General features: G+C 48.2%; 9 protein-coding genes. 4 read left to right on the top strand and 5 right to left on the bottom strand.

Annotation, left to right across the window (positions count from 1 at the left end; translation table 11 throughout):
• The gene (locus NFI81_RS04025; protein WP_234613979.1) at positions 1-3,171 is read right to left on the bottom strand and encodes a SusC/RagA family TonB-linked outer membrane protein; all 3,171 of its coding nucleotides are present in this window, start codon (positions 3,169-3,171) and stop codon (positions 1-3) included.
• A 383-nt stretch (positions 3,172-3,554) separates the two neighbouring features.
• Here NFI81_RS04025 and NFI81_RS04020 point away from each other — a divergent pair, with 383 nt between their 5' ends.
• The gene (locus NFI81_RS04020; RefSeq protein WP_234613980.1) at positions 3,555-4,907 is read left to right on the top strand and encodes a DegT/DnrJ/EryC1/StrS family aminotransferase; all 1,353 of its coding nucleotides are present in this window, start codon (positions 3,555-3,557) and stop codon (positions 4,905-4,907) included.
• Between the two features lie 54 nt (positions 4,908-4,961).
• Complete coding sequence (locus NFI81_RS04015) at positions 4,962-6,287, top strand: hypothetical protein (RefSeq protein ID WP_234613982.1); 1,326 nt, start codon at positions 4,962-4,964, stop codon at positions 6,285-6,287.
• 47 nt (positions 6,288-6,334) lie between these two features.
• On the opposite strand, the gene NFI81_RS04010 is transcribed toward NFI81_RS04015, so the two are convergent.
• The 4 genes from NFI81_RS04010 to NFI81_RS03995 form a co-directional block, all read right to left on the bottom strand.
• Complete coding sequence (locus tag NFI81_RS04010) at positions 6,335-7,399, bottom strand: LacI family DNA-binding transcriptional regulator (protein ID WP_234613983.1); 1,065 nt, start codon at positions 7,397-7,399, stop codon at positions 6,335-6,337.
• A gap of 296 nt (positions 7,400-7,695) precedes the next feature.
• Positions 7,696-8,547, bottom strand: a complete 852-nt coding sequence (locus NFI81_RS04005; RefSeq protein ID WP_256549270.1) for a class I SAM-dependent methyltransferase — start codon at positions 8,545-8,547, stop codon at positions 7,696-7,698.
• A 5-nt stretch (positions 8,548-8,552) separates the two neighbouring features.
• On the bottom strand, positions 8,553-8,741 hold the full coding sequence (locus NFI81_RS04000) for a hypothetical protein (RefSeq protein ID WP_234613987.1): 189 nt from the start codon (positions 8,739-8,741) through the stop codon (positions 8,553-8,555).
• A 101-nt stretch (positions 8,742-8,842) separates the two neighbouring features.
• Positions 8,843-12,862, bottom strand: coding sequence for an ATP-binding protein (locus NFI81_RS03995; protein WP_234613989.1), 4,020 nt, complete (start codon positions 12,860-12,862; stop codon positions 8,843-8,845).
• Between the two features lie 197 nt (positions 12,863-13,059).
• Here NFI81_RS03995 and NFI81_RS03990 point away from each other — a divergent pair, with 197 nt between their 5' ends.
• Positions 13,060-13,623 (top strand): RNA polymerase sigma-70 factor, encoded by a 564-nt coding sequence (locus NFI81_RS03990; RefSeq protein WP_234613991.1) that lies wholly within the window; start codon positions 13,060-13,062, stop codon positions 13,621-13,623.
• A gap of 113 nt (positions 13,624-13,736) precedes the next feature.
• A complete protein-coding gene (locus tag NFI81_RS03985; protein WP_234613994.1) occupies positions 13,737-14,774 on the top strand; it encodes a FecR family protein in 1,038 nt (345 codons plus the stop codon).
• The last annotated feature ends 141 nt before the right edge of the window (positions 14,775-14,915 follow it).

Genomic DNA, 14,915 nt, shown 5'->3' with positions numbered 1-14,915 from the left:
TTAAAGCGAAAGGTTCAGGCCGAAAGTGAATGTCCTCGGCATGGGAGAATTTCCGGATTCAGGGTCCCAGCCAGGCCATTTGGTAAATGTGAAAGCATTCCTGACCGCTCCAAAAACCCGCACATCGCGCATTTTGATCTTTTCGGTAAGGTCGGATGGCACCGAGTAACCCAGGGAAATGTCCTGAATCCGCACGAATGCTGATGATTTGTAAGGCATAAGCCCGCCGCCGAAAGGCGATTTGTTATTCCCAAGTCTTGGAAACTCATTCGATCTGTTCTCAGGCGTCCAGTAATCGTAGTTCGCAGTGCTCCGACGGTCGAATGTCGAGTATTCCGCAATCGCCCACGGGAATGAGCGAAGATGTCCCAGGTCAGCACGTATGAATATGGACGCGGAAAAATGTTTCAGGAAAGTAACGTCATTTCTAAACCCGAAAAGCGAACGTGGAACCGTGTAACCGATGAATGTTTTGTCCTGCAATGCTTCCAAAGCGCCGTTTCCGTCCAGATCGGCCACCTTATAATCCCCCGGCCTGAGCCCGTAGGTTTTGGCCTGCTCAGCCTCTTCTTCCTGCCAGATCCCCTGCACGTCATAGTCCCAGATCGCATCGATGGAATGTCCCGGAAACCATTTGTTGGTATAATCCGGCACTTCCCCTTCGTGCGATTCGCCCTGCAAAACATAGCTGCCCGTATTGCCAAACAGCCTCGTAATCTTGTTGCGGTTTAATGAAAAGATCAGCGACGATTCCCAGTTAAAGTTGGGTTTTTGCACATTCACCGTCTTCACTGTTAGCTCAAAACCGCGGTTGCTCAATGCACCAATGTTTGTTGTGACCTGATTGAACCCGGTAATGCTGGGGAGCGAGCGACGCACGAGGAGCTGGCGCGTGTTGCTCATATAATAGTCCATGGTTACCTCAATCCGGTTTTTAAACAAACCTGCATCCACACCAAAATTGAGCGATTCTGTTTCTTCCCAGGATAAATTGGAATTGGCCAGCGTCGAAGTGTAAACGCCGACAAGCGTCGCCGAACCATTATAATAAGGCGAAGCGCCCAGCTGCGAAAACGAAGCGTAAGGCCCGATTTCCCTATTCCCATTCCTGCCCCAGGAAGCACGCGCTTTTAACTGATCAAAAATATTGGAGCGGAAAAAAGACTCCTTATGCACCTGCCAGGCCAACGCCGCAGCGGGGAAGTAAGCATAAGGGTTGCTTTGGCCAAAACCGCTGTAACCATCGCGCCGGACCGAGCCGGTGATCAGGTATTTATCCAGCAATGTGTAGTTGACGCGGGCCATGAGTCCGTCTCCCGTATAGCGGATATCGTTCGTGTACATGGTTGGCTTGTCGCCATACTGCATTCCGTGCACGCCCAGGTTCGCACTCGGTGCAAAGCCCTGATTCGTCAGGCTGTCGCCCCAGGATTTGAACTGTTCCATGTTGTAAAGCAATGTTACGTCAAACTGGTGCGGCCCAAACTTCCTGTTCCATTTGATCAGGTTATCCATCAGCCACTCCGACGAGCTCATATTCTCCCTTCGCGCAAATCCGCCCGAATAAGTTTGGGAGCCCATAACTGTCTGCGGCGACCAGAAATTATGGTCTTTGGTGGCAGTCATCCTGGGTTGGAACGAGAGCCGGTAAGTGATGCCGAGCGGCAATTTTATTTCCGTATAAAGTGCAGCAAAAATGCTCGAAGTGGTAAAAAGACGGTCCTGACCTTTATAATTGATCAGCGGATTTTCTGCTCCGCCCACATAGCCGTTGGGATACAGTTTAATCGAGCCGTCTGCATTGTAAGGTGTTGAATAAGGGCTGGCTGTGTACATACTCGCCAATGATGCCACCACCGAACTTTCATCCCGGAACGCGTATTGGGTGTTAAGCCCAACATTGAGCCAGTCCGTGACTTTCAGGTCGAGGTTCAATCGCGAACGGATCGTGGAAAATTTATCGCCTTTGACAATCCCTTCATTATTCTGGTAACCCAATGACCAGTAATAGCTTAATTTATCCGAACGTCCGCCTACACTCAGGTCGTATTCCTGCCTGATCCCGTTTTGAAGGACTTCCTTTGCCCAATCGGTCGTCTGGCCGGATGTATAGCTTTCTATTTCCTCCGGAAAAAAATTGAGCCTGCTTAGCCATTCGCGCGTGTTATCTGCGTTGGGATTAGCGCTGGCAGCCCGCCATTGTTCCAGGGAAACGCCCGCAGGCAGCTGCTGCGGATTAAAATAAAAGAATGCTGGTCGCGTGCCACCGAGGGTTTGCAGATAATCCCGTCTGTAGTCCAGATATTGCTGCGGATTCCGGAAAGCCACTTTGTCGGACGTGACCTGTGTAACGCCTACCCGCGTCGACAAATTGATCGTTGGTTTGCCGGAAGTTCCTTTTTTTGTAGTGATCAGAATAACACCGCTTGCAGCGCGGGCACCGTATACAGCTGCTGAACTTGCATCTTTGAGGATGTCCATCGTCTCAATGTCATTGGGGTTAATGTCCTTAATGCTGCCATTGAAAATCACGCCGTCGAGGACAACCATGGGCGAAGTAGCCGCATTCAGCGAGTTGACGCCCCGGATTTCCATGGAGCTTCCACCCGCTGCAGACGTTCCCTGATTGGCCTGAAAACCTGCAACTGTGCCCGTCAGCATATCGGTAAGCTGGGTCATGGGCTGATTCTGGAAAGCCTTGGCATCCACCCTCGCAATGGATCCGGTCAGATCACTTTTTTTCGCTGTTCCATAACCGATCACCACCAGCTCGTCCAAAGCCTTGGAATCATCCACCATCACAACGTCGATCTGCGACTGATTTCCCACCGAAACCTCTCTGGTAACGTACCCGAGAAAGGAAAAAATAAGTGTGGCAGCATTATCGCTTACCTCAATCTGATAGTTCCCGTTCTCGTCAGACAGGCCGCCACGCTGCGTCCCTTTTACCAAAATGCTGACACCGGGCAGCACCTCCCCTTTTGAATCGGTGACCTTTCCTTTCACCAGGATTACCGCCGTTTCATGCAATGGCATCAGATAATCTGCCTTTGCATATCCTTGCATAGCGGATAAATGCAGGCATAGCGTAGAACCGAGCAAGATGCGGCATAGCGCAGAACCGCGCCTTGCAAATTTGCCGGAATTAGTGGGTTGTAAAAATGGCTTCATGCGTTCTCTAAGGCTTAGTTACGTGTACGTTACCGCCAAAAGTATAAAAAGATAGGTAATTAGCAAGTAATGGAAGGACATTTTTACATTATTCTGGATTAATTCATATTTAAGAAATATTATATACACATATGTCTTAAAAGGAGAAATAATGTATTGAACGGTATATTTCCTTTTTCAGGCACTTTTAAAATATCTGACACGCATTGTTGTAATAAAATTTTTCTTACCCATGATAATGCGCGATTTAGTACTTATACTACCTTTGTTAACGTACACGGTAATTTTTAAAAAGAGACGACTGTCTGACATTGGACCGCTCCTGCATTTACTGCGACCGATGAGTTTCGAACATTGCCACAGAATTCTAAACCAACACCTTCATGAAGAATCAGCTTACGCGACGAGAGTTTATCAAGAAGAACGCCCTTACCGGACTGGCAGCGGGATTACCCGTAAGCCTGCTGGGAAACCACGCCGCTCAGCCGGCTATTTTGGGAGGCACCCCAGCCTGGAACAAAAGCAACTGGCCCATATGGCCACAATGGAACCCCGAAACAGACGAAAAAGAACTCCTTTCCGTCATCCGGAGCGGGATATGGTCGCGGGCGGCAATGGTTACGGAATTCGAAAAGCAATGGGCCACTGCGATAGGCACACAACGCTGCCTTGCGGTTGTTAATGGAACAAATGCGTTGGTGACAGCACTTGCGCAGTTTGGTATACAGGCCGGGGACGAGGTGATTGTGCCTCCGTACACATTCATTGCGACGGTTTCTGCGGTACTGAGCAATGGTGCGTTGCCCGTTTTTGTTGACGTGGACCCGGAAACTTTCCAGATCGATCCGGCGAAGATTGAAGCCAAAATCACTCCGCGTACCAAGGCCATCATTCCGGTCCATATTCTGGGCTTACCGGCGGATATGACGCCGATCATGGCCATCGCGAAAAAGCATAATCTCGTCGTGATTGAGGATGCATGTCAGGCACATTTGGCTGAATATCAAAACAAAAAAGTGGGAAGTATCGGAAATGCAGGCTGTTTTAGCTTTCAGAATTCCAAGAACCTGGCGGTGGGCGAAGGCGGGGCGATTGTAAGTAACGACAATGCATTTATGGACCGCTGTTTTTCCTATACGAACTTTGGAAACCCGTATGGCACCGCAGTGGGCTCCGTGAGCACAGGCAGCACCATGCAGGGCACCAAACTTCGCTGGACGGAATACCAGGCGGCCATTGGCCTGGCGCAGCTTCGCCGTCTTGAAGCGCAAACCACGCTCCGAAACGAGAACGCCGCTTATTTGAAATCCAAAATAAAAGACATTCCCGGTATCCGCCCTTACCGACTTTACAACCAGGTGACCAGGGCAGCCTTCCACTTGTTTCCGTTCCGGTATGACACCCAGGAATTCAAGGGACTGTCGCGCGCCGATTTCCTGGAAGCGCTTCGTGCTGAGGACATTCCGTGTTCTTCGGGCTACGCCGTACTCAATACCCAGCCTTTCCTGGCTGATACTTTTAAATCCAAAATTTACCAGCATGCCTACCCCAAGGAATTGCTGAGCAGCTATAACGAACGCAATCATTGCCCGCAGAATGATCAGCTTTGCAAGGAGGCTGTCTGGTTTACCCAAAACATGCTGCTCGCGTCCCGCAGCGATATGGACAGGATTGCCTCAGCCATTGAAAAAGTGTATCAAAACGCCGAACAGATTAAGAAACGGAGTAAAAAATAATCCAAAGCCTTTCCGGGTAATGAGAATGCCAGTCCCCTTTTAAACAAACCTTTCATGATTACATTAACCAAAACGGCGGCTGAAATGGCAGACACCCAGCCGCACCTGACCGCAACCCCCTACTATTCAGGCTTCCCCCTGGCACACGATACCTATAATGCCATTACAGCGACCAGCGATGGAAATATTTACTACGTCCTATGTTCCGAATCTTATGAAACAGGAGGACAAATGTATCGCTACGATCCGCTGACCGACCAAACCCATTTTTTGGCCGACCTCACTGAAATTTGTGGCGAACAGCATCTTAACGCCATTCCGCAAGGCAAAAGCCACGTCCGTTTTTACGAACACGAGGGTAAGCTTTATTTCGCGACGCACCTGGGTGTTTACGAAATGATCGATGGCATGGAGCGCTTGCCGGTGAACCCGCCATTGGGTTACCAGCATTACCCAGGCGGTCATTTTATTTCCTATGACCTTGCTACCGGAAAGTTTGAGGACCTGGCGCTGGCGCCGGAAGGAGAAGGAATATTGACAATGACCATCGACAAGGCACGCGATCACATTTTCGCCTTAACCTGGCCGCTGGGTTATCTGCTGGATCTTGATCTGAAAACAGGATCCCTTAAAAATCTCGGACTCACCTGCGGAAAAGGCGAGGGTGGCATAGTGGGCGACGATTACCGGGTCATCTGCCGCTCCATGTTTGTCGATTCAAGGTCAGGGAAGGTCTATTTTTCCAATTCAGAGGGCGATATTCTGGGTTACAGGCCTGGTATGCCCACTTTTGAACTAGTGGAGCAGGCAAACCTTCGCCTTGATTATTTTGGTCAGTACGATCCTACCCGGCCGGGTTCAATGGGCTATAACTGGCGCAAGATATTTTGGCATGAGGAGGAATTGGTAGCTTATGGCGTGCACGGTAATTCGGGTTACCTTTTCAGTTTTGATCCTGACAAACAAGAAATTACGGTTTTGGACCGGATCACATCACTTCCCTCGAAAAAAAGTGGCATGTATGATCAGTTCAGCTACGGATATCTAGGTTTTCAGCTGGGTCCCGACAAAGAAACGATCTATTATCTGACGGGCGGACCGATTTATGAGAATGGTCTGCGTGTGAAGGGTGCCGAACAAATCGCAAAAGGCGCCGCCAAGGGACTTGAAAATTTGCATTTGATCACATATCACATCTCAACGGCCAGGTACCAGGATCACGGGCCCATTTTTTACCCGGACGGGTCAAGGCCGACATATGTCAATGCCCTCACCATTGGCCACGACGGGTCGGTTTACAGCCTGGCGAGGTTCATGCACGAAGGAAGCGAAATTCAGGATCTGATCCGGATACCCAGTCCGTTTGCCCAGCAGCATTAACAATTTTACCGCAGCGGGTCGAGGGAAACGCTTTGGCGCAACCTCGGTCAGTTGCGGTAAACGTGATAGTTTGTGCGGGTAATGATGTCAATGGGCATAAACTCCTTCTTCTGCGGGACGGTGCCATAAGCGAGATGCTGATATAACGTCAGCATTGCGCGATAGGCCTGTTCCACCGGTTTCTGGCAGATCAGGAAGTCGATCACCCCTTTTTCAAGATAAGCCAGGTTCTCATCAATATAGTCATAACCGATCAGCAGCGCTTTTTTCCCTGTTTTTTCCAAAAACCTGGCTACTGCTGAGACACGGGAATTGGTTACAAAAATTACTTTGATGTGCGCTGCATTGTGGAATTCCCTGGCTAGGTGCTCATCCATGGACGCCGGGTCCGTTTTGCGAATATCCACCTTGTGAATGCCAGGAATGGTGGCCTGGGTTTCAAAATATGCCCGGAAGCCTTCTTCTTTTTTTAACAGATGGTGATGATCATCAATTTCTTTGGAGATATTGACAATTAAAATTTCATCCCCAGGCTGAACCAGGTAACTGGCCAGATGCCCGCTTAGGTAACCGCTATCAAACAGGTTTGGGCCTGTGTAGTTAATGCTTTCGTCATTGGGTAAGTCGGAGTCAATCAACACATAAGGGATGTCCAGACGCTTGCAGGTGCGGGAGAAACTTACGGACTCTTCCATGAAGGAAGGTGCGAAAAGGATGCCGTCGGGTTTGCTTTGTAGTATTATGCCTGTTTTTTCAACGAATGAACCAATTGAATCCTGATCATAAAAATAATGATCGCTGATGATCCCCTGTTGGCTGAGCTCCGTGCCGGCCTTTTCTATACCCTGTAATGGGGCATGCCAAAAGCTCGTTTCTTCGGAGGCCGTTGGAATGAGCGTAGCAATGCGGAGGGTTTTCCGCGATGCCAGTCTTTTGGCCAGCAGATTAGGCTGATAGTCAAGCTCATTTATGATCTGCAAAATGGTTTCCCTGGTTTTCTTCGCCACGCCGGGGCGGTTATGGATCGCCCTGTCCACGGTTCCGATGGACACATTCGCCCGACGTGCAATTTCCTTCACACCAACCAGTTCTTCCGGCTCCTTTTTGTTCATGAGCAACTTCTTGAATAATACGCATGCAAATTAGCAATTTTTAAAACGAAACCCTGTTTAAACGCTTCGTTAACCTACACAAGACGTTCACCGATTTTAAGCCGCCGTTCAGCGATTACTTCTAAGACACCGGTCGTTGCAGTATCCGCCGGCCCATCCCACCGGGCCATTTACGCAAGAGGCAATGATGGAAGCGTGTATCATCAATTTTGGGGATGATTTGCTTCTTCAAACAAAAGGCCTGCTCATCACAACGCTTGCGCATCATGATAGCAGGCCTTTTAACATTGTACTTTTTATTTAAGAACCGTCACTTTCAGGAATGTGGCGGGGATGGAGGTTGTGTTTTTGTCTGAACTCTGGTTCTGACTTTCGAACAAAGCCTCTAACTCACGCTGCAAATCGGCTTCCTTTCCATTTTTTTCTGCGGCTTCAAATGCATTCATCGTGGGTCCGTAGTATTTTCGGAATGTATCCAGAAAAACAGTGGGTGAGAAAGGTGCCTGAAAGGTGAATGTTTCCCTTTCGAATGAAATGCTTTCTTTCTGCGCGCCGGCGGCAACGAACCGTTCTATCACATTGCTTTCCACGCCCCAGAGCATCGGACTCACGAAACCTTCGGGCGGCGCGGGAGTATAAGCGGAACTTACTTTCAGGATTTGCGCAACCAGCGTAGGGTCGCCTGGTATCCAGTTGCCCATTACGATCCTTCCGCCAGGGCGTGTCACACGGAACATTTCTTTGGCCACATCAAGTGGCTGAGGTGCAAACATGGCTCCGAAAATGCTCACTACCAGATCAAAATTCGCGTCCGGAATGTCGTTCAGGTTGATGGCGTCGCCCTCGCGGAATGTGATGTTGGTTAATCCCTCTGCCTTTACGCGGGCGTTGCCGGCTTCGACAAGGTTCCTGGCAATGTCTACGCCTTCAACATTCGCGCCGAGTTTGGCGGCGGGTATGGCCGTGGTGCCGTCACCACAGCCGAGGTCCAGGACTTTCAGACCTTTTGTGATTCCCAATTTCGCTACCAGTGCAGAACCGCTTTCACGCATTGTTGCTGCCAGACGGGTGAAATCACCCTTTTCCCAAAGTGCTTTGTTTGCATTCATTTTATTTTTCATTTTGTTTAATAGATACTGATTTGAAATTATTATTACTTGTTAATCGCGAAATATGGTGTTCCATTCACCATGATCTCACGTGTTTCATTGGCAATATGTAATGAAGCAACCGTTGTAGGCGCATCATGTTGAACATAGGTTTGACCTGCATAGGCCAGGTTCTTTTGCGCAGTGCTTTCATAAAACAATAAGGAAAGTAAGAACGCAAGCAGTACTGTCATGAATTGAAAATTTTTCATAGCTAAAATTTGTTTGTTTGAGGCTGCAAAGTTGCCACGAGTTGAGTCTCTGACACTTGTAATCCGGAAGCATATCCAGGTAATTATGCGTCATTTTGCGAAATTCTCGCGGAAAATTCGGTGGGGGTTTCTCCAAATTCCTTTTTAAAGCTCTTGCTGAAATACGATTGATCATTAAAACCAACGGCATAACCGATCTGCGTGATCGTATCCGCTTTCTGCCGGATCATTTCCGCAGCCTTCTGCAAGCGCAAGTCCCGGATGAAGTCGTTAGGGGCGAATCCGGTGAGGGCTTTCAGCTTCCTTAGCAGCTGCGTGCGGCTCAGGTTCATTTCCCCGGCCATTTTTTCAACCGAGAAAAGCACGTCTTCCATATTCGCTTCCACGGCCTCTTTGGCCCGCATCAAAAATTTATCATCGAGCGACATTTCCTCCTGCGCTGTCACATGCACACGAATGCGTTCGCGATAACGCTCTGCAAGTTTTTTTCTGAGCTCGATCAGATTTTTGACACGGATCTTCAACTCTTCAACGGAAAATGGTTTGGTCAGATAATCGTCCGCACCGGTTTTCAATCCATCGATCCGTGACTCCTGGGCGCTCTTTGCCGTTAGTAAGATCACCGGAATGTGGCTGGTGCGCTCGTCGAATTTAATGTGGGCGGTGAGTTCCATACCATTCATTCTAGGCATCATTAAATCGCTGATAATCAAACTCGGCAGCACTTTACGCGCACAAGCAAGCCCTTCCACCCCGTCCGGCGCCTTAAAAACAGTGTAATCGCTTTCGAGCAGCGACGCCATATAATCCCTCAGCTCCGCATTATCCTCCACAATCAACACCGTTTCACGGATCTCGTCGACATGGTTTTCCCGTTCGGCTTGTTTGGATGCAGTTTTGATCGCGGCATCGGAAATCGGCTGTGCTGTCAGCATTTCATATTCGCCGGATTGCGTTTCCATGCGCTGACCCGCTTCATATGCTTCTTTATCAATGGGTATTTCAATTGAAAAAACGGAACCTTTGCCCAGCTCACTCTGCAATTCAATGCTTCCCTTGTGCAGCCGCACCAGTTCCCTGACGAGCGCTAATCCCAGACCCGTGCCTCCATCCTGATTTTCCACAGTTTGCCGCGCCTGGTAAAACGATTCAAAAACCTGTTCCTGCTCGTCCTGCCCAATGCCTTTTCCAGTGTCGGACACAACAATGTGAAGAACTTGCTCACTGGCATTTTCTTCAATACTAGCGGCAAATGTCACATAACCGCCCTCAGGTGTAAATTTGAATGCGTTAGAAAGCAGGTTAATGATAATTTTTTCCAGTTTATCAGGATCAAACCAGAATGCTGCTACGGGCAATGCAATGTTCTTTTCAAACACAATCCCCTTATGCTGCGCAAGTGAGTCGAAAGAGGATGACAGAATGTTCAGGAATTGATATAAATCTCCTTTCTGGACCTGCAATTCCATTTTACCGGCTTCCAGCTTGGACAAGTTCAGAAGTTGGTTCACCAGTTCCAGCAGGCGGTTGGCATAACGCTTCATCATAAGCAGCCTGCTTTGTTCGGCTGGTGGTTTTTGACTTAATTCTTCTTCCAGCGGGGCCAGGATCAGTGTTAATGGTGTGCGGAATTCATGCGAAATGCTGGCAAAAAAACGGGATTTCATGCGGTCCATTTCTTTCAGCTCTTCTGTTTGCTGCATGATCTTCTCCGTGCGTTCACGGACCGTATTTTCCAAGGCCAGGTTTTCCTTTTGCAATTTTCTTTCCCGGACCCGGACCAACACAGCCGCCAGCCCGCCCAGCAGCAGCGCATACATTGCAAATGCCCACCAGGTGCGATACCAGGGCGGAAGAATGGTAAATGCGAGGCTGTCTTCCGCACCCGCCTGTCCATATACGTCTCTCCCGCGCACACGAAACACGTAATTGCCTTCCGGTAAATTAGTAAAATCTACAAACGATTCGCCCGACCAGGCCGACCAGTTATCGTGAAAGCCTTCGAGCAAATATTGGAATTCATTTTTTGCAGAAAGGTCATAGCTCGGCAAGGCAAACTGGAAGCGCAGCCCCTGATGCCCATATGCAATTTCAGGAGGCGATTGCACATTGCGAAAACTGATCAAAGAATCCTTATTGATCGAAATCTGGCGGATTAAGGTTTTTAATGTCTTTGAAGCGACCCTTTTAATGTTTTTATCAAAAAGAACAATCCACTTGTTGGAGCCGAAAAGCATAAATCCGTCCCCGTTATCATGCACTTTGGAAATAAGCGCGTCGGAAAGCCTTCCGGAAACGGGTAACCGGCGCAATCCGTTTTGTGCATATTCAAAAACGTGGCTTTGATAATGATGATAAAGTGTAAACCACATTGTGCCGTCCCGGCCCGCAACGATCTCGTTGATCCAGCCACCTTTGTAGGGCGCTACGCCCGCAGTAAGCAGTGAATCGACCTCAAAAACGCGTTTAGAGGGATTAAATCGATGCATTGCCTCGTCAGTGGAAGCGAAGACCGTATTCCCTACCCTTTCGAGCCAGCGGATTTTATTGGATGACAGTCCATTTTCGGGGCCGTGGTGAATGAGTTTAAATGGGTCGCGTAGCGAATGTCCGGGCGTTTGCCAGTCTATTTCGTAGATCCCGTTTCGTCGGCTGTTTATAAAAATCGTTCCGTCAGCGGCGCGCGTAAAGCTTTCTGAATAAAACTGCATGTTATCGCGGCGGCCGCCCTGCACCCATTTTCCATTCGAAAAAAGCAGCTCCGTAAGTCCGTTCCCTTCCAGGCCCACCATTAAATGTGAGGGCATTTGCGCTGATCGCGCTTCCTCCACACGCACTACATTCTCTTTGGCTATTTGTGACCGGTTTCCATTTTGATCTAATACAAAAACACCGTCATAATTGGACACAATAAGCTCATTACCAAAGGCCTGACAATGCATTGTCAAGTTATCAATCCCGTCAATTTTTTTGAAATATGGTTTGAAAATACCTTGTGAAGAAACGCTGTTCAGCTCAAAAATCCCTTTGCTGTTCGTAGTAAAAAGCTTATTATTGAAAACCTCGATATCCATGGGGTTTTCATCCAGGCCGTAATTTTCATTCAAAACCCGGAGCGGAGAATTAATTTCAAGACGACTGATCCCATTGTCCGTTGCCAGCCAAACATCCCCTTCTGCGTCCTCAAAAACCGAATAAACCGCATCGCTCGGCAAACCCTCCTTGCGGCCAATGTTATTCCGGATTATCCCGTTCCGGTCCATTACATAAAACCCCGAGCCTGTGGTAGCCAGCGCATAATCGCCATTGCTGAGTCGTAAACCATGATATACAGCGTCCTGGATCCGCACCCTATGCCCGTTTTGGATAAACGGTTCCAATTTTGAGCCGTCGTAAATAAAAAACTCCTTGCTAAGCCCTACCGCCAGCATTTTATTTCCTTCATAAGGCAGCAAGCCGGTAAGCCCCATTCCTTTAAATGCAGCACCGCCTTCGATCAGTTTGAGCGAATCCTTTTCTTTCTTCAATAAACCCTGCTCACTCGTGCTCACGTACAATTTGCCATCGACCATCCACGCAAAACCAAGCGCGCCAAAGTTGCTTTTCCAAACTTTAAACTTCCCGTTAACCAGTTCCAGAATGTGGAGATCGCAAATAAAATACACGGAGCCTTTGTCGGCAAATGTGAACCAGACGTTCCCGAAATTCCAGTCTGCGCGGCTGAGCTTGTTTTTGAGGGAGTGGAAAATCATTTTGTTTTGGCCATTTGCAGCCAGATAACCCACCTCGCCCGATCCGCCCACATAAACGCGGCCATTTGTGTCCTTGGCCAGCGAACGGACCGGATTGCCTTCGGAAGTGGGGATCAGCTGCCAGGACCTGCCGTCAAATTCGAGTACGCCCGAATTATTGGCCGCATACATAATGCCATTATCGCCCTGCACCAGCGCCCAGTTTTGAAAAGCAGCTTTGTAATCGTCTGTTGAATAGTTGGTAATAAAAGGAAGACTCTGCTGCCAGATCCGGGCAAGCGGGGAATCCGGTTTTTGCGCTGACACATTCAGGCCCAGTGCCAAAGCAAAAAGCAGGAAGATTTTTTTCATATAACCAACATTAAGTTGATTTATAGCAAGTTAAAGACGCTAAAAATATCGCTTTTCGGAAGTTTGTGCAATGTAAATAGGGCGGTTGTGCCGGGTAATTTAGTTAACGGGGCAAAGAGCGGCGGGATGAACAAGTAAAAAGGCTTACCCTCCTAGCTTTTTCTATCGTTACGTTCATTAACACGTTACATAACCCATTGGATTCCGATTCTCTACATAGTGCCGAACTGACTCCTCGTCCGATAATCCTTCACAAAAACGATTTCGAGGCACTTTACAGGGAATACTGGCAGCGATTGTATGATTTTGCGCTTTGCAAAACGCACGATAAAGATGTCGCAGAGGAAATTGTGCAGGACTTATTTGTCAACATCTGGGAAAAGCGCAAAGAGCTCCATGTTTTTAATGTACAAAGCTACTTGTTCGTTTCTGTGCGGAATAAGGTGATCAATTATTATAAGCAAAAAGTTTTTGCCGACCTGGACACAGCCAATGACACCGTGGCTCCCGATTATCCTTTATTTCTGGAAGAACTGGAAGCCGCATTACAAGGCGCCATGGGTCAGTTACCCCAAAAAACACACGACATTTTCCTTCTGAACCGGTTTGAAGGGAAGTCTGCCCGGGAAATCGCCGCAAAGCTGCACATTCCTGAACGCACCGTAGAATATCACATCACCCAGGCGCTCCGCCAACTCAAAGTGCTGCTCCGAAACAGCACGACACTCCTACTCGCATTCATTTCCAGTATTACATTTTGAAGATTAAGTCCACTCAATTGCCCTATTAGTATAAACTTTCCATGATTTTTTATTCTCATTTGCGGTGAGCCTGTCTTTTTTGGTCTTAGTAAAAAGGGGCACTTAAATCGAACATGAGCAAGGAAAATTTTTATACACTACTAAGCCGCTACCGAAGTGGGAACTGCACGGATCAGGAAAAACGATTGGTCGAGCAATGGTTTGCAACGCTCGACGAAGCAATTCCGGAGCGCAGCAGCCAGGAAAATAATGCCATTGAAGAGCGGATCTGGAATGCAATACAGCACAAAACAGAAGAAGAAAAACCCGTTTTGCAAATGCTGATCTGGAAATGGGCAGCGGCGGCAGTGATTTTTCTGGCCTTAGGATGGGCAGGATATCAATACAAAACTTCCCAAAATGCGTTGCTAACCAACGCGGCCGTCAACAACATGATTAACAAAAATCTGACGACGGAAACCAGCAAAACCTCTCAATCAAAAGCCATTAAATTGCCGGATGGTTCCCAAATTCAACTTTCCCCGAACAGCAGCATTGCCTATGATCCGTCTTTTTCGGGCGTCCAGCGCGAAGTATACCTGGAAGGCAAGGCATTTTTTCAGGTTCAACGGGATACGGAGCGGCCATTTTTTGTGCACACCGGAGATGTGGTTACCAAAGTGCTGGGGACAAGCTTCTGGGTCAATGGCAGTGAAGATAAAAGTGCTATTGAAGTATCGGTGCTGACCGGCAAAGTTTCTGTTTCACAACATGCCCGGGCAGACGGAACCGAAACGAGCCGAATCAAAGATGGTGTGATACTTACTGCCAATCAGCGGGTTAAATACACTGCTCAAACGCGCTCCTTCGAGACCGGCCTCGTTTCCAATCCGGTTCCGGTGGTGGCAGAGAAAAAGGGAAAACCGATGGCGGAATCATTTGATTTCCAGGACAATCCGTTCAGTGAGGTTATTGGAAAACTGGAAGAAACTTACGGCATCGAAATCATTTTGGAAGATGAAACCTTTACCGGTTGCCTTTTCAGCGGAAACATTACCAAACAGCCTCTTTTTACAAAACTGGACCTGCTATGCAATTCGGTGAATGCGAGTTATGAAGTCAGGGGCACCCGGATTTTGATCAGTGGAAAAGGCTGCGCAGTCACTAACTAAACCCAAAGATGAATATGAATTAGAATTTCCAAAAAAAAGAGCCGAACGTGTTGCGAGCACCTTCGACTCTCCGTTATCCCCCTTTTTGTGTCTAACAAGTCTTCATTAAAAATTAATGAATGGAGAGGGGTTTTGCCCAAC

It is taken from the genome of Dyadobacter fanqingshengii (genome assembly GCF_023822005.2).
In the GTDB taxonomy this organism is placed as follows: Bacteria; Bacteroidota; Bacteroidia; order Cytophagales; family Spirosomataceae; genus Dyadobacter; species Dyadobacter fanqingshengii.
The sequence above is the reverse complement of the archived record's forward strand: the minus strand, read 5'-3'. Positions and strand labels throughout refer to the sequence as shown.

Bases quoted from the DNA above. Each gene is read 5' to 3' on its own strand.
- NFI81_RS04020 (WP_234613980.1), top strand. From the start codon at position 3,555: ATGAAGAATCAGCTTACGCGACGAGAGTTTATCAAGAAGAACGCCCTT.
- NFI81_RS03995 (WP_234613989.1), bottom strand. From the start codon at position 12,862: ATGAAAAAAATCTTCCTGCTTTTTGCTTTGGCACTGGGCCTGAATGTG.
- NFI81_RS04000 (WP_234613987.1), bottom strand. From the start codon at position 8,741: ATGACAGTACTGCTTGCGTTCTTACTTTCCTTATTGTTTTATGAAAGC.
- NFI81_RS04025 (WP_234613979.1), bottom strand. From the start codon at position 3,171: ATGAAGCCATTTTTACAACCCACTAATTCCGGCAAATTTGCAAGGCGC.
- NFI81_RS04015 (WP_234613982.1), top strand. From the start codon at position 4,962: ATGATTACATTAACCAAAACGGCGGCTGAAATGGCAGACACCCAGCCG.
- NFI81_RS03985 (WP_234613994.1), top strand. From the start codon at position 13,737: ATGAGCAAGGAAAATTTTTATACACTACTAAGCCGCTACCGAAGTGGG.
- NFI81_RS04010 (WP_234613983.1), bottom strand. From the start codon at position 7,399: ATGAACAAAAAGGAGCCGGAAGAACTGGTTGGTGTGAAGGAAATTGCA.